Origin of the sequence: Cellulophaga sp. BC115SP (genome assembly GCF_009905545.1) — a bacterium.
GTDB lineage: Bacteria > Bacteroidota > Bacteroidia > Cytophagales > Spirosomataceae > Flectobacillus > Flectobacillus rivi.
In genome coordinates, this window is sequence record NZ_JAAALB010000002.1 from 164096 (window position 1) to 181422 (window position 17327).

Genomic DNA, 17327 nt, shown 5'->3' on the forward strand with positions numbered 1-17327 from the left:
CCAAGACAAAGTCTTGAACTAGACATTTATTACATTAGTACTCTCTAGCGCGGGACTAGCTTTTTTTCTTCTCATCTTCAAGTCTCCAAATTTTCAAATTATCAAATTATAACCCCTTTTTCTATGAAAAAAAGAGTTCTTCATAAAGCCATTGGTGCTCTATGCTTCTTGGGTATAAGCACCCTCTATGCGTGCTCAGGGCAACCCAAACCCACACCATCTCCTGTTGTAGTAACGATTCCGCCATTGGTTGATAAAGCTTGGGACTTTGAAACAACTCCTACTTGGGCAGATGAATTTGACTATGCGGGAGCACCCAATCCAAAGCTCTGGGACTATGATATTGGTGGTACTGGATGGGGTAACAACGAGCTTCAGTATTATACCAACAGCACCAACAATGCCTTGGTAAAAGATGGTAAACTCAGTATCATTGCCAGAAAAGAATCATTGGGAGGTAAAGATTATACCTCGACCAGATTGGTATCTCGACAAAAAGGAGACTTCCTTTATGGTCGTTTCGAAATTAAAGCGAAGCTTCCGAAAGGTTTAGGCACATGGCCTGCTATTTGGATGCTCCCTACTGATTGGGCGTATGGTGGTTGGCCAAATTCTGGCGAAATTGATATTATGGAGCACGTAGGTTATGACCCTAATGTCATTCATATTACTACTCACTCTTTGGCTTATTATTTCAAAATCAATACGCAAAAAACAGCCGTTAAAACCATCCCCACTGCTATCACCGATTATCATTTGTATCGGGTAGATTGGACTCCTTATGCTATTAGAGGGTATATCGACAATGAGAAGATTTTTGAATTTGTGAATGAAAACAAAAGTTATGCCGAATGGCCTTTCGATAAAAGATTCCACATTTTATTGAATCTTGCTGTCGGAGGTGATTGGGGCGGTGCCAAAGGCGTAGACAATTCCATATTCCCTTGCCAAATGGATATTGATTATGTACGTGTTTACAAGATGATTGACAAATAACCTAGGTAGAGCCGTTGCATGCAACGGCTTCTCGAAGAAATATCTGATACGATTTGTAGGTAACGTTATAGGTCTAACCTTTTTTCGATTTGAGGATTTGTTTGGAGACGTTGCATGCAACGTCTCTACGGTTTTTAAATCCGAAATCAACCATCCCACATCTACAATCGTAACCTATTCTTCGTAAATACTCAGGAAATAGCTAAAGAAATTGACCTCCGAAGGGAGTTGTAATTTTTTGCGCAAACGATACCTGCTTACTTCCACACTTCTAGCAGAGATATTCATGAGCTGGGCGATTTCTTTGGTAGAAAGATTCATTCTCAAATAAGCACAAAGCTTTAATTCACTTGGACTTAGATTGGGAAATCTTTCTTTGATAACCATCAAAAAATTACTGTGAACACTATCAAAATGCATCGAAAACTGGTTCCAATCTGTCTCGACCGTATTCTCATCATCAACAGTTTTCATCATACGTTTTATATCCTCCTTGATTTCCTCCACATTGCCTGACTTATACATTTTACCCAAATCTTGTTTGAGCTTGGTCAGTAACTCTGCTTTTTGGACTAAATACATCGCTGAGGATGCTAGTTCAGCATTTTTATGAATGATTTCAGCTTCTAATTTTTCATTTTTCAGACTGACAATCTCTTTCTCATTTTTATCTAACTCCAATTGGTGCATATACATCAATTGCTTTTGCTCTTTTTGAAACGAGACTTGCTGGTCAATAAATTTCTGTTGTTGCCAACGAAACAATCTCCAAAAGACAACTGACAGCAACAAAAGATAGAAAATATAAGCCCAAATAGTCAAATACCAAGGTGGTAAAATGATGATTTGATAAGAGGCAATGTCTGATTCTTGCCCCAAATTATTTCGTGCTTTTACCTTAAATAAATAGGTTCCCGCTGGTAATTGGGTGTATTCTTTACTTGTCTTTTTGGTCCATGCCGACCATGTAGCATCAAAACCTTCTAACTGACAAGCATATTCTACTGTTTGGAGTTGATGAAAAAGTGTAGAGGAATATTCGAACGTTAATCGGTCAAAATCGCTATCTATCTCGGTATTTTTTGCCTTCTCCATACTTTTGATTCCACCGAAAAAGACACTATCTATTTTCCCCGAAGCACTAATTTCGCTAATCAGCACATTTACCTTACTCAGCTTTTGTCGATACGCTTTGTAATTGATATGAAAAAAGCCTTTCTCCCCTCCTACGATAACATTTTCTAGATTCATGGGATTGATAAACTCAAAACCCGAAACTAGGCGATTATTCAATTCTGGCAGATAGATCACTTGTGGCTTATGGCTAGAGAAGTCCAGGACCCCAATTCTATTATCTGCGATAAACCAGACATTGCCGTCTTGGTCTTCTTTCAGATAATACATTTTCATTCCTTTAAAATAAGGCATCAATAAAGAGCACGGGACAAATTTATCGGTATGAATATTATATTCAAAAATGCCGTTTTCAGAAGCAATAATCACTCTGTTTTTAAGACGATACACAAAACTATTATTTTCCGAAAGTGCCAAGCCTTCTTTCGCTCCATATAACTTCACTTCGGTTCGTAAAGAATCTTTTATCAAAACCCTAAACACCCCCTTATAAGGATGGGTTGTCCAAATAGCTTTGTCATTATTGGGATCAATACAGACAAAACGAGAAGATATATGAAAATTATCTACCCTTTTATCTACCGAAAATTGTCCATTTTTATAATTCCAAAACTTCAGACCATTGTAATTTCCTGCGACCAATCGAGCACTAGGCTCTAAACTAGAAAGAGGCACAAAAGTCCAATAACCTCCATTATCATCTATTTTTTGAGCACTTTTTGCATTTACTATATATGCTCCCTCATGATGCCCCATCAAGAGCTGACGATTAATGACTTGTAAATTCCATACTTGTCCAGTCGAATTAGGGACTTTTCGAAAGGCATTTTTCTCATAACTCAAATCGCCCTGTCCGTTAACGGGCGCTACATACAAACCATTAGCCGTTCCTAAATACAGATTCCCTTGATACAATGCTGAGGCGTATCCTCCAGCATCTGCATCTTGCATAATCGAGATACTTTTGATAGCATTGTTAGTCGCCACAAAGGCAATTCCGTTGTCTAATCCCAACCAAAGATTTTTTTGTTTATCCAAAAAGCTACTGAGAATATTATTGTTATTTAGCCCTTCAGTTTTTGAAAAGTGTTGAATAAAATTTCCGTGAATATCGATGATATAACAACCATTCAGGCTCGTCGAGAGCGCTATCTGAGTAGCATTTATTTGAACAGCGTGATAGATACGATATTTGCTAATTTCGGTAATAAATGATGTAACAAATGCTTGAACGCGCTGCGTATTTAACCAATACAGTCCATTCTCAAAAGTCGAAATCAATGATAATTCCTTTGAAATAGGCACAATGGCGGTAACAAGCTGTTTGCCCAACAATTGCAAATTTGTATTAAAAGGTATCCATTGTCCATTTTCGAAATACAATAATCCTTTATCAAAATCTTGTGCAATTAACTTATCGGAACTTTTGCCCAAAAAGCGCCAATGTGACGAGGGTCTATATACCGAAACTTTATTGGCTTTATATTCAAAAATACGACTACTAGAACGAAAAAACACCGATTCTTTCCACACACAGACATTCCAAACATCATAAAAAGCTTGGTCTTTTTCAGGTAAGAGTTGCTTTAGGGAATGATACGCCAATACCCCATTTTCGCTCGGACTGAAATAGCCAATTTCATTCTCTCCACCCACGTAGACCTTGCCATCGGGCGCAATTGCCAACGAACGGACTTTGGTTTTGGAAGGCAAATGATACTTTCGCCAATAGTTACCATCAAAAGTCAAAAGACCTTCATTATTAGCAAAATACATCCGTCCAGCAGCATCTTGTTGAATACCCCAGTTTTGCGTTCCAGCTAGATATTGATTTTTAGTATAGTTATTTATCTCTGGCAAACCAATGGTATTTTGCCCAAATGAGATAGATATGGAAAGAAGTAATATGATTGATAGGATTAGTCGGTTCATAAAACAATTACAGGCGATGTGTATATTTTAAGACAAATATCAAGTAAAAAGTCCGAAATATTATAGTTTTCTATCCTTATTGTCCTAATGTTGGGGTAATGTAGGGGCGTAATTTTATTAATCCTGATAGAGTATTTCTACTTTTGACAAACAATTACTACGCTACCTATTCCTAAAATATATCTGTGTTAGTTTTAACCTTTCTTCCTATTTAAAATCTTGAAAATAAGTTTTGCTAATTTTTTATATATCCAATTTCTTTAAAAACTATAAATCCATTATCCTAATGATTTGGGTCTTCTTGCGTTAATTCTAGTTGGAGATTGGGATTTAAATTCATGGCTAGACCCAAAACAATAGGATTTATTAACCCTTCAGAACGTAACAGTGAAAAAAAGTATGTTAACCCTTGCCCTAGCGATTATCTCGGTAATCGCTCAGGCTCAGGGATTTTTGAAAGCAAAAGGAAAGATTATCACCGATTCAAACGGGAACAAGGTTATCTTGCGAGGCATGGGGCTAGGCGGCTGGATGTTGCAAGAAGGCTATATGTTTAAAGTTGGAAATATTGGTCAGCAATACCAAATCAAAGCCCGAATTCAGGACTTGGTTGGACAAGATGCTACCGATAAATTTTATCAGCAATGGCTCGAAAAACATACACAGAAAGCCGATATTGATTCAATGGCAGCATGGGGATTCAATTCTATCAGGCTGCCCATGCACTATGATTTATATACCCTTTCGGTAGAAAAAGAACCTATTGCAGGCAAAAATACATGGTTAGAAAAAGGCTTTGCCATGACTGATAGCTTATTGGCTTGGTGCAAAGCCAATAAAATGTATTTGATTTTAGATTTGCATGCAGCTCCAGGCGGACAAGGGAATGACTTAGCTATTTCTGATCGTAATCCTAGTTTGCCTTCATTGTGGGACAGTCGCGATAATCAATTAAAAGTAATTGCACTTTGGAAAAAGCTAGCAGAAAGATACGCCAACGAGCCTTGGATTGGAGGCTATGACATTATCAATGAGCCCAATTGGGGCTTTCAAGATCCAAAGGATTTTAGAGGTACAGAAGAGAAACTCAACCTTCCTTTGAGAAACCTGATGATAGAAATTACGAAAGCCATCCGTGAGGTAGACAACAATCATATCATCATTATTGAAGGTAATGGTTTTGGAAATAATTATCGTGGATTATTACCTACTTGGGATAACAACATGGTTTTGAGTTTTCATAAATACGGAAATTTTAATACCAAAGCCGCTATTCAAAACTTCTTGAATCTCAGAGACGAATACAATGTACCTCTTTGGTTAGGCGAATCAGGTGAAAATTCTAACAATTGGTTTACTGAAGCCATCCGTTTGGTCGAATCGCATGATATTGGTTGGGCATGGTGGCAGTCCAAAAAAATGGGTATTAATAACCCTTGGGAAATCAAAATCACGCCTTCTTACCAAAAGCTTTTGGACTACTGGAACAACAAGGGTCCTAAGCCTAGCAAGGAAGAAGCACAAACCTCTTTAGACGAACTTATTTCACTCATTCAACTTCCTAATAACCGACCCCACGCCGACGTGATTGATGCGATGTTTAGACAAGTAAAAGAGCAAAAAGCTTTGGCTTTCAAAACACATCGCATCGGCTCATCGGTTACGATTCCTGCGGTTGATTTTGACTTAGGAGGGCAACGAATTGGGTATTATGATAAAGATACCGCAAGTTATCACTATACCCCAGGCGTCAATACACAAGGAAATCGTGGAAAAGTATATCGCAACGATGGTGTAGACATTCAATTAGAAGATGGGCAATATCAGGTCTTTTCGATTGAAAATGATGAATGGTTGGGCTATACGATTGAGGTAGAAAAAGCCAAAAAATATCAAATAAATCTCGAAGTAGCCTCAAAAGAAGCCGAAGGTCAAATAGAAATATGGAGCAATGATCAATTGTTGTCTACTACAAAAATCAAACCTACAGGCAATGACAAAAATTGGAAATGGGTGAAAGCTGGTAATATCCCGTTAAATAAAGGTACCCAGCAGCTTCGAATCAAATTTGTGAAAGGAAATATTTTATTTAGAACTATCCAACTCAATTAATACTTAATACCCCTTCGTTCAATGTCGAGCCAGTTCATTTTTGGACTGGCTTATTTTTTGTAAAATAAGGCAAAAACTTATCTTTGTATATGTCAAATCTAAGCCATATTATCGAAGAAAGACCTCACGAAGTTGGAAACTTCTGGGTAGGTCGATTGCTTCCATTTCGTACCAAGCGAATGGTAGGTCCGTTTACTTTTATCGACCACATGGGGCCAACGCAGCTCCAAGACTATGAAAACTTCGATGTTGGTCCACATCCTCATATTGGGCTGTCGACCCTCACCTATCTTTTTGAAGGCAGTATTATGCACCGAGATAGTCTAGGAACACAGATGGAAATTCAACCAGGGGCTGTCAACTGGATGACCGCAGGTAAAGGAATCGTTCACTCCGAACGTACGCCAGACCATTTAAGACATTCTCCTAAATTTTTACATGGTTTACAAATCTGGGTTGCGTTACCGAAACATCTGGAAACAATGGAGCCTAGTTTTTTCCACGCCGAAGCCGATACTTTACCGGCATGGGAAGAAGATGGCGTACAATACAAACTCATTGCGGGCGAAGCCTTAGGGCATCAATCTCCTGTGCCAGTATATAGTCCTCTTTTTTTACTAGAAATCAAATCTACAGCTAAAAAGACGGTCAAAATCGGTAGTTCTCTTTTTGGCGAAGCAGCCATGTATATTTTGGAAGGAAGTGTAGAAAGTGATGGAGATGTTTATGAGCCCAAAAGAATCTTAGTAGCCAAAGATGCTTCACTTTGTGAATTTACTATCGGCGAAAATACAACCATCTATATCTTTGGAGGAGAGCCATTTCCAGAGGAAAGATTTATGTTTTGGAACTTTGTAGCAAGCGATAAAGAAATGCTAGAAGAGGCGAAACAACGTTGGCAAGACCAACTATTCCCCAAAATCGAAGGCGAAACGGGTTTTGTCCCTTTACCTGTGATTGGAAAAGTTTCTTAAGATTTTATTACGAATTGGCTAGTTCGAGCCTTAGTCTCGGACTAGCTTTTGTTTCAGTTTACAAACTGTTTGAAAAATAAGAAGACGTTATTAGTTAATCGTATACTTGTTATTTGAATACTCTCATAATCAAAAGATTACAGTAAAATTACCCCTCAGATATACTATTAATTTAATCTTTCCTGTTGTTTATAACTTAAAATCCAAAATCAGCAATCCCAAATCCGCAATCGCTTGAATTCTTTCATATTTTAGTTTAACTTAAAGAGAAATAAAACTAAATCTCGATATGAAAGCTATCTCTACCGAAATCAAATGGGGCATTTATTTTTCGATAATGACCCTCCTGTGGATGGTACTCGAAAAAGTTGCTGGTTTGCACGATGTCTATATCGACAAGCATCCGATTTATACCAACTTCATCGCTATTCCTGCCATAACGCTTTACGTATTTGCCCTAAGAGAAAAACGTTTTAAAGACTTGGGAGGCAATATGACCTACAAGCAAGCGCTCTTGAGTGGATTTTACATCACTTTGGTGGTTACATTATTAGCACCACTTACACAGTGGCTTACGACCCACATTATTACACCAGAGTTTTTTCCGAATGCTCTTAGATATGTAATTTCTCACAATATGATGACCAAAGAAGAAGCGCTCAATCAATTTAATGAGAAAAATTATATGGTTCAAAGTATTATTGGTGCACCTATCATGGGGATGATTACGACTGCTATTGTAGGTTTTTTTGTGAAGGGGACGAAATAATTTTATAACACTATTTTTTTGGATTTTTGTTTAAAAAAAATCTATTTTGCACCAGTATTTAGTTCTACATTTCAAAAAATAAGCGATCTTTAATATACCTAATTGCTAATTAATTGAGTGTAAACTAAATATACTTCACATATAACGTTTACACATAATGAAAAAAAAAATTCTTACAATTGCCTGTAGCATTCTACTTGCAGGAACCCAACCATTAATAGCTCAACGCTCTTACGACGAAGTCATCACCACAGACAACAAAATTCAAGACCTTGTTCAAAATGAAATTACTGGTGTTTTAGTTTTCAAAGAAGGTTCAACCATTAAAGGTATCAATCCTGACACCAAAAAAATTGCTTGGACATTAACTAAAGAAGACTTTGGAGTAGCCTCCGCAACTGACATCTTAACTGACCCAGATTTTGGAACAATCTTTAAACAAAAAAGAGACCTATCTAGTGTACCCAACAGCCCGTATGTAGAAGCTTATATCAACTCAAAGTACTTAATTATTAATACCGAAACAGGAAAGCTCGTATATAATTCTTCAAAAGAATCATTCTGGGTATTTCAATCAGATTTTATTCCAGAAAGTAACGAATACTTACTTACGTTAAAAATTGGAGAAAATATGGCAATTGCCCTGTTGGATATGCAAACAGGAGGACTAAAATGGAATACCACTGTCAGTAAAGCTAAATCATTGCTTAGCTTCTCATTAAAAGAATCTGCTAATACCAATATTGCGAAAATCAACGGAAATACGATTTACTACTTGCTTTATGGCAAATTGTACTCTTTCGACAAATCTTCAGGTAAGCTAAACTGGACAGCGGAAGAAGAATACACTAAATTCTTTCCTACGCAAAACGATAAAAATCTCGTAGTCGTAAATAGTAAAGGATTGATGTCGACCAAACAGTATTTGAATGTATTGAATACAGAAAATGGTAAAAGTATCTGGTCTGAGTCAATCAAAACTAAAAGAGTTGTATATCTCGAAGATTGGGGGACTAAGCTTTTGGTAGCACATTATTCTGGTTTTAACTTCTTCGATTTAAAAACAGGAGAAAAAATCTGGAAAAAAGATGCTCGTGGCGACGGTTTGAAACGTGTAATTCCTATCGATCAAGATTTCTTGTATGTAGCGGAAAATGAAATGATGCTAATCAACAAAAATGGAGAAAAGCTTTGGAAAAGTTTCATTGAAATAGCAGATGAAAAAGAAGATCCTATCTATTATTTAGGTAAAGTGGGTGACAAGGTTATGTATTTAACAGGTACTTATGGAAACATGGTAGATTACAAATCGGGTCGTAAATTATGGAAACGCAATATCAAATTTAACAACAACCGTCCTGTATTACCAACCTATGACGAAAACTCGAATTCGTATTTAGTGTACAACGATGAAGAGCTTTACAAATTTGATCCCTCTATTGATGATAAGCCAGAGCCGTTTGCAAAAGTAAATATCAAAAGAGAAAAAGAACTTAATAGTATCGAACTGTTTCCTTGGGGTGTAGTATTGAGTGGCCCAGTTGAAGTAATGGGCGTTGGTATGGATGGAAAAGTAAAATATCATGACGTTTACACCCAACCAGGAGAAGGCAATCGTCAATTAATCAAAGGTGCTTCTGCTTTAGGCTCTCTTGCACTTGGAGCTGGTTCTTTTGCAAAAGCTGTTGAAGGTGCCGAAATTACTATGACTTACCGCGACGAAGCTGGAGTCCTCAGAGAATCAATCGTCAGACAAGCAGATACAGGTAAACAACTACAATCTGCAGCGCTTGGGGTAGGCTCGGCTGTAATGGGGCAATTGTTCAATAAATATGGTTCACGTTTCAATGCTATGCGTCAAAACAAAGATTTTTCTTATATCTATGCAAAAGATCCAAGCGGAGAAAAGGTATTAGTTAAAGTAAGAAAAGCTGATGGTGTTGAGGTAGACAAATTAATCTTCAAAAATGATAGACCCATTTATGAAGTTGACCCTGCAACACAAACAGTATATTATGTGTTAGACAATGCTGTACAAGTATTTTACAACAAAAAATAATTAGTTACTCCCATTTCTAAATGCCATCAAACCTCAATTTGGTGGCATTTTTTTTAGTTATGAAAAATTCACTTTTAATATTTAGCCTATTTTGTATTAGCATTGTCACATTGGCACAGGAAAAGGCAAAATTCAAAAAACAAGATTATTGGGTTAAAAGTATTGCTCCATCAGCATTCCCCATTTTAGATAATGTATATACTCAGGGAACATATTTTAAGATTGCGCCAAATATATTACTCGCTGAAAAAAATCTAAAACGAGACTTTTTTAATATTAAAGGGTTTATCAAAAATCAAGAAAATAATGATTTGAAAATCTATGTAGATATCCAAACAATAGATTTAATAAAACAAGTTCAAGACTCAACTTTTGACAATCAAACTAGGAAATACTACCCAACTGCTAAAGTATATTTTAAGGTAAACATTACCTATGAAGTAAAATTTAAGAATCAGGTTCTCTGGAGAAATGATTATGTAGCCTCTGAAAATATTCATTATACTAATGGAAAAGGCTCTTTCATACAATATGAGAAAGATGCTACAAGTGAATTTGGGGATCAAATTGAAAATATTGCTGATATAGCTCTAAAAAAGATTCAAGAACAATTGAATGAAAAAGTTGGGTATTATTTACAAGACAGTAAAGAAACTTTTTTTTGGCTTACCAACAAAGAGCACCCTGAATATAGTCAGATGTTGGCATTTGAAAATGAAATGAATTCACAGTTATCAGCTGTTAACTACGAAAGAGGGTTGAATCGAATGCAATTGTTAGTGCATTTGGGATATCTAGAGAGTTTACTTACCAAATATCAACCTAGTAAAGAAAATGAGAAAATCAGGTTTATTGTAGCCAACAATCTTGCTCAAGCCTATTTTTTATTGGAGGATAAAACAAAAGGGCTGTATTATGCAGACTTATTGATTAAAAATGGATTCAGAGAAAGTTACGGCTTTGAATTAATTAACAAATACAAAAACCTTGAAGTGCTTGCTGGAAAAACCAGAACACATGGTAATCGATTTGGTGAGCTTTCTAAGCTAGGCTATAAATTACAACAAGAAGAAGCACTACAAAAAGAAGAAGCAAAACAGGCCTTTTTTGAAAAAATAGCCAGAGATGAAGCCGATTGGGAACAAGAAAAAGTCATAAGAAGTAATCAAATCGAGCAATTCAAAATCAATTGGTTCAAACTGATTGATTCAAGTTCATTTCAAAATAATGCTGACATACTCCATAAAGTTATTCAAAACTTAGGCGGTGCATCTACTCTTAAAGGTATCGAAAAGATACATACAACCTCTCAATACAAATTTGAAGATAGCAATATCCCAGTATTTGAAGATAAATGGTCTTTGGCGTTCACAAACTTTTTATTAAAGAAAAGAATGCCAGACAATTATCTATTTGTAATCAATAACGTAGAAGCCTGGAAACATGATGACAGAGTGCGTGGAGAAAAGTGGAAGAAAATATCTACTTCCGAATACACTGAAAACATAGATAAACTATTACCTATCTATCTGCTAACGGGCATAAGATTCGACCTTTGGAATAAACTAGAACAGCAAACTGAAAGGTTTATCAATGATAAACTGTGTTGGCATTTGAGTTTCACCGAAAAAGAAATGTCCTCTCAAAACCGTATTATTCCTAAGCAAGAGTATCATTTTTATTTTGATAAAACAGATTATTCACTTGTCTCAACAGAAACTATCTTCTTTGAAGATGGGAAGAAAATATCTAAAGAACGTAAAATTTTCACTGATTATAGAGAAACCTCTGCTTTGAACAATGGTAAATTACCTCATCGAATTCAATATCAAGTTGAAGATTATTTTGGAGAATCTTTTTTTGAAGAAATAATTGAAAAAGTGGAAATCAACTCAGGATTTTCAAATCGTATCTTCGTTAAAGAGGTGTATATTGGTGGCTTCAAATAAATAACATGAGTTATTCCAAATTTTAGCGTTCGGGGGATTCTTCAAGTGCTCATCAAAAAAGGGTACAAAAAATAACTTTTGCACCCTTTTTTGATACTAAAATACTAAATTCTTAAGCTTTGTACACAAAGCATTACCTCATGTATATATTAAAAAAATAATCACTCATTCACTCAATCTCAACTCACTAAATCTGAGATGAATCATGTTACTTTTTACAATCTATCTTTAAAACTTTCGTATCCAAAAGATTTAACCAATTCAAAAGTATCGTTTTCTCTCCAAATACCAATGGAAGGAAGATTAACGCCATTGAAAGTGGTAGTTTTTACCATCGTATAGTGAATCATATCATCAAATACGATAGAATCCCCAATTTTTAGTTCTTGGTCAAACGAGTAATCTCCATAAAAGTCACCCGCCAAACAAGTCATACCGCCAAAACGATAGGTTGGTTTTCCTTCAACAGGTTCGTGGTGAGCACCCAAAATTCTTGGTTTATAGGGCATTTCTAGTGTATCGGGCATGTGTGCGGCAAAACTCACATCCAAAATGGCAGCATTAATTCCTTGTGAATCAATAATATCCATCACCGTAGATGTCAAATATCCTGTTCTCCAACCTACTGCTGAGCCTGGTTCTAGAATTATTTTAAGATGAGGGAAACGAGCTTTCAGATTTTTCAATACAGAAATCAAATGCTCAGGCTCATAATCAGCACGAGTAATTAAGTGCCCTCCACCTAAGTTCAACCATTTAGCTTGTTCCAATAAATCGCCAAAACGCTCTACAATAGCATTTAAAGTACGCTCCAAAGTATATGAGTCATTTTCACATAGCGTATGTGAGTGCAAACCTTCAATTCCCTCTGGTAAAGTGTCTCCTAATTGATTGCGAGTAATACCCAAGCGAGAGCCCGCAATACAAGGATTATACATATCTGTCTCAACTTCTGAGTATTGTGGATTGATACGCAAACCACAGCTAATACCAATGGCACGTGCTCTTTCACCAAAAGTATTATATTGATTCAATGAGTTGAAAGTGATATGGCTCGAATAAGACATCAATTCGTCAAATTCACGCTCCAAATAAGCGGGGGCATATACGTGAGCTTTGGCTTTCATTTCCTCAAAACAAAGACGAGCTTCGTTGAGTGAACTTGCAGTAGCACCCGCCAAATATTGACGTACCATCGGAAAAGTGCTATACATCGAAAAGCCTTTAAGCGCACAAATAATCTCGATTCCTGCTTGTTCCTGTACATATTTGAGAAGTGTAAGGTTTTTTCTCAAAAGTTGGTCTTCGATTACATAACAAGGCGAAGGAATTTGTGAAAAATCAATCATCTGATAAGATATTCTTGGTTGAAATGGTTTGTTGTTGATCTGAACTGTCGGTTTCTTTTGATAAACCGATTTTAACTAAATTAGTTCAGCACCCAATTACTAATAAGGTGCAAAATTACCAAGAATCCATGAACCTTAGATTAAGAATTTAAAAAATGATGAAAATCAAAACAAAAGGGCGAAGATTTCGCCCTGAGTATGCCCAAAACATTTTATACAAAATCCTCACGAAATGGCGCAAATACATCTACCAACACACCAGCTTCCAAAGCTACCGCTCCGTGTACGATATGAGGAGGAATATAATAAGTATCACCTTGTTTGAGGACTTCGGTTTTTCCTTCAATGGTTATTTCAAATGCCCCGCTTTCTACATAGCTAATTTGTGTATGATAGTGGCTATGCAATGACCCAACCGCTCCTTTATCAAAGGCTACTTTGACCATCATGACATTATCATCATAACTCATGACTTTACGACGTAACCCCTCGCCTACTGTTTCCCAAGCAAGGTCTTCGTCATGAACAAATCTTTTTCCAAATTGTGACATAGCTGATTTTTTGTGAATTGTGAGTTATGAATTGTGAATTAGTTGTGTACGAAGGATTTCTAACAATTTCAGATTTGGGATTTCTGATTTCGAAGGTAAAGTAAAATATCTTTATTTACCATGGAATATGGTCTGCTTACACTTCCGAAATCCAACATCCGATATCCGAAATAGTTACCTTGTCCTTTTACAAAATTAGCCAGCAACACATAAGAGCATCACTGGCTAATCCATTCACGTTTTTAACAAGATTTTATTAGGTTAATGGGCAAAGTAAAATTTAATTTTTGACCTTTCGGCTTTCAGCTTTGAGCATCGGCAAAAATATATCTATCGTTACTAAAAACATTTTAACACTCTTTGCCTAGTGCCTGTCGCCTAATGCCTATAGCCGACATCTTAAATCAAACGTTGTCCCCTAACTTTTTACAATTCTACTTTCTCCATTTTAGGAGCAAACAAGTGCATTAATCCCCACGCCAATAAGTAGGCAAAACCACACACAATAAAGATGATATTATAACCTGCTGTGATATTTCCAGCTTCTTTGTATGAGTCCAAAATAGTACCTACCATTAATGGGAAAAGGATACCACCAACAGACCCAGCCATACCACCGATACCTACAACAGAAGAAACTGCCTTTTTAGGGAACATATCTGACGCAGTTGTAAAGATGTTGGCACTCCACGCTTGGTGAGCCGCCGCCGCAATACTAATCAAGACTACCGCTTGCCAAATATTAGAACAATATTGAGCCGCCATAATTGGCACAACTGCCAAGGCAAAACTCAACATCGCTACTTTACGAGCTTTGAATACTGGCCATCCTTTGTTGATCAAGAATCCTGACACATAACCACCACCAATACTACCAATGGTTGTAGCAGTATAAACGATAATGAGTTCTAAAGATGGTTTTTTCAAATCTAATTGGAAAGTTTCTGCAAAATATGAAGGCAACCAGTACAAGAAGAACCACCAAATTGGGTCAGTTAACATTTTTCCAAAAATGAAAGCCCAAGTTTGACGGATTCCAAATAGTTGAGCCCATTTTACTGGTTTTTCTTCAGATGTCGAAACCTCATCCTCATCGCTTTGGATATAAGCCAATTCTTCTGGTGTAACGGATTTATGGGTTGTTGGTTTATCATAGCTCATTACCCAGAAAATTACCCAGATAAAACCTACACCACCTGTTACCATAAAAGCCACTTGCCATCCCCACACAGCCAAAATCCAAGGTACCATCAATGGTGCTACCACAGCACCGATATTAGCACCAGAGTTAAAAATACCCGTTGCCAAAGCACGTTCTTTTTTAGGAAACCATTCAGCCACACTTTTGATTGCCGCTGGGAAGTTACCTCCTTCGCCCAAGCCCAACAAAGCTCTGAAAGCCCCAAAACCTAATGTACTAGTTGCTGCCGCTGTTAAAACGCCCGCAGCACTCCACCAAATTACGGCTACCAAATAGCCCAATTTTGTACCAATTTTATCAATAATACTACCTGATAATACCAAACCAATCGCATAAGCTGCTTGAAATGCCATTACTAGGTTACTATAATCTTTTTCATTCCAGTCAAATTCTTTTTCCAAGGTTGGCTTTAATAAAGCAATTACTTGGCGGTCAAGATAACTGATGGTTGTTGCAAAAAACAAAAGGGCTACAATGACCCAACGATAACTTCCTACCTTTTTTTCCATAGTTTTTATTTAGATAAGCTTGCCACCGTTTCCATCAAGCTAGCTACGGTTTGCTGAATTTGATTAAAATCTTTATTTGCTAAAACGGCACTTGGAAACAATTGTGAGCCCATACCAACTGCAGTTACTCCTGCATTAAACCATGTGGTAAGACTTTCGGTTGTTGGTTCTACTCCTCCAGTTACCATTACTTTCACCTTTGGCATTGGTCCTTTCATAGATTTCACAAAACCTGGGCCAACGACATTTCCAGGGAAGATTTTAACCACAGTAGCACCTAGTTCTGTTGCTTGATAGATTTCATTCAAAGTACAAGCACCAGGGTACCAAGCAATATTTTTTTCTTGACACAATGCACCAACTTCAGCAGTTGTAACAGGTTGTACCACAAAATCTGCCCCTACTTCAATAAACTTAGCAGCTTGTTCTGCTTTGAAAATTGTACCGATACCGATAGCCATATCTGGGCAATTTTCACGAATAAATGGCACTAATGCCGTAAAAGTTGCCAAAGCACTTTCGCCACGATTGGTAAACTCAAAAGCACGCATACCTCCATCATAGCAAGCTTTGATGATGCCTTGCGTTAAAGCTAAATCTTCATGGTAAAAAACGGGAACAACGGGATACTTTGCGATAAGTTGGTCAACCGTTGTACTATCAAAAAAGGCCATTTTATATTTCTTAATTAAAATTGAGAGGAACAATAAAAGATTTCAGAAATCACCAAGAGCATTTTCTAAGTGATTTCAATACTTATAAAAACTTAGCCAGTAGATTTTCTACTTGTTCTACGCTTTGTTTGGTTGCATCGCCATATTCATTCAGTTTACCGAATGCCGCAGCAGCTGCATAATTAATTACTTCTTGAGGTGATTTTTCATTATATAAACCATAAATCAAACCTCCCATAAAACAATCACCACTGCCTACCTTATCTACAACTTCATCAATTGTAAAAGTCGGAGAAACGTATTGTTGACCATTGGTAAAAAGTGTGGTATAATACAAAATACCCTTTGGAGGAGCGTCAAAACGGAACGTATGCGCTACCACTGAGCATTGAGGATATTGCTTTTGAATAGCTTCGGCAGTACGAATACTATGCGCCAAATACTCTTCTTGTGTTGAATCAGGGTTGATACTTGCATCTACAGGAATACCCAAGAGCCAATCTGCTGCCCAAATATTACCCATGATTACGTCGCAGTATTGCGCTAAGCGTGGCATAATTTCGACAGGTTGTTTGCCGTATTTCCAAAGCTTTGCACGATAGTTGAGATCAACAGATACAGTAATACCTTTGCTTTTAGCAATTTTCAAAACCTCCTCACAGGCATCAACCACGTCTTCGTTCAAAGCTGGGCTGATAGCACTGAAATGAAACCAAGAGACATTTTCGAGAATGCTATCCCAATCCACTTTACCAGGCGCTAAAGTCCAGAAAGCAGAATGAGCACGGTCATAAATTACGCCTGCATTTTTGAGGTCTGCACCCTGTGGAAGGTAATAAGTACCTATTCTGTCACCGAAGCAAGGCATTTTATCAGCAGAGATACCTTTTTCTTCGATATACTGCTTCAATTCAACCGAAAGCTGGTTGTCGGGCAATACACTGGTGTATTGCACAGGCACATTCCAATTCGCTAAAGCTGTGGCTACATTCAATTCGGCACCACCAACAAACACGGGCATTGTGGCATTTTTAATCCATTCACCACCCAACTGAGGAGAAAAACGTAAAAGAATTTCTCCGAAACAACACACTATTTTTTGCATATATCTATTTTAA

At 37.0% G+C, this 17327-nt stretch carries 12 protein-coding genes; 6 read left to right on the forward strand and 6 right to left on the reverse strand.

The genetic code is table 11. The features are described 5' to 3' along the window. The first annotated feature begins 123 nt into the window (after positions 1-123). Positions 124-996: a glycoside hydrolase family 16 protein gene (locus tag GVN22_RS02190; RefSeq protein ID WP_166549437.1), complete on the forward strand. Its 873-nt coding sequence runs from the start codon at positions 124-126 to the stop codon at positions 994-996. A gap of 174 nt (positions 997-1170) precedes the next feature. On the opposite strand, the gene GVN22_RS02195 is transcribed toward GVN22_RS02190, so the two are convergent. After that, positions 1171-4062, reverse strand: coding sequence for a triple tyrosine motif-containing protein (locus tag GVN22_RS02195; RefSeq protein WP_166549438.1), 2892 nt, complete (start codon positions 4060-4062; stop codon positions 1171-1173). 399 nt (positions 4063-4461) lie between these two features. Between GVN22_RS02195 and GVN22_RS02200 the strand changes: the two genes are divergently transcribed. The 5 genes from GVN22_RS02200 to GVN22_RS02220 all read left to right on the forward strand — a co-directional run bounded on the left by GVN22_RS02200 (position 4462) and on the right by GVN22_RS02220 (position 11925). Then, positions 4462-6174, forward strand: coding sequence for a cellulase family glycosylhydrolase (locus tag GVN22_RS02200; protein ID WP_166549439.1), 1713 nt, complete (start codon positions 4462-4464; stop codon positions 6172-6174). Positions 6175-6263: 89 nt separating this feature from the next. Then, complete coding sequence (locus GVN22_RS02205) at positions 6264-7148, forward strand: pirin family protein (protein ID WP_166549440.1); 885 nt, start codon at positions 6264-6266, stop codon at positions 7146-7148. A 289-nt stretch (positions 7149-7437) separates the two neighbouring features. Continuing rightward, positions 7438-7917 (forward strand): DUF4199 domain-containing protein, encoded by a 480-nt coding sequence (locus GVN22_RS02210; RefSeq protein ID WP_166549441.1) that lies wholly within the window; start codon positions 7438-7440, stop codon positions 7915-7917. Positions 7918-8074: 157 nt separating this feature from the next. Beyond that, positions 8075-9976, forward strand: a complete 1902-nt coding sequence (locus GVN22_RS02215) for a PQQ-binding-like beta-propeller repeat protein (protein ID WP_166549442.1) — start codon at positions 8075-8077, stop codon at positions 9974-9976. Between the two features lie 59 nt (positions 9977-10035). Beyond that, positions 10036-11925 carry a hypothetical protein gene (locus tag GVN22_RS02220; RefSeq protein WP_166549443.1) on the forward strand — a complete coding sequence of 630 codons (1890 nt, stop codon included), beginning with the start codon at positions 10036-10038 and terminating at the stop codon, positions 11923-11925. A 215-nt stretch (positions 11926-12140) separates the two neighbouring features. Here GVN22_RS02220 and nspC read toward each other — a convergent pair whose 3' ends face one another. From nspC to GVN22_RS02245, 5 genes are all read right to left on the reverse strand, one after another. Continuing rightward, the gene (gene nspC / locus GVN22_RS02225) at positions 12141-13274 is read right to left on the reverse strand and encodes a carboxynorspermidine decarboxylase (RefSeq protein WP_166549444.1); all 1134 of its coding nucleotides are present in this window, start codon (positions 13272-13274) and stop codon (positions 12141-12143) included. Between the two features lie 212 nt (positions 13275-13486). Continuing rightward, a complete protein-coding gene (locus GVN22_RS02230) occupies positions 13487-13825 on the reverse strand; it encodes a cupin domain-containing protein (RefSeq protein ID WP_166549445.1) in 339 nt (112 codons plus the stop codon). A gap of 426 nt (positions 13826-14251) precedes the next feature. Then, positions 14252-15535 (reverse strand): MFS transporter, encoded by a 1284-nt coding sequence (locus GVN22_RS02235; RefSeq protein WP_166549446.1) that lies wholly within the window; start codon positions 15533-15535, stop codon positions 14252-14254. Between the two features lie 5 nt (positions 15536-15540). Beyond that, positions 15541-16209, reverse strand: a complete 669-nt coding sequence (locus GVN22_RS02240) for a bifunctional 4-hydroxy-2-oxoglutarate aldolase/2-dehydro-3-deoxy-phosphogluconate aldolase (protein ID WP_166549447.1) — start codon at positions 16207-16209, stop codon at positions 15541-15543. Positions 16210-16291: 82 nt separating this feature from the next. Beyond that, the gene (locus GVN22_RS02245) at positions 16292-17314 is read right to left on the reverse strand and encodes a sugar kinase (protein ID WP_166549448.1); all 1023 of its coding nucleotides are present in this window, start codon (positions 17312-17314) and stop codon (positions 16292-16294) included. Between the last annotated feature and the right edge of the window lie 13 nt (positions 17315-17327).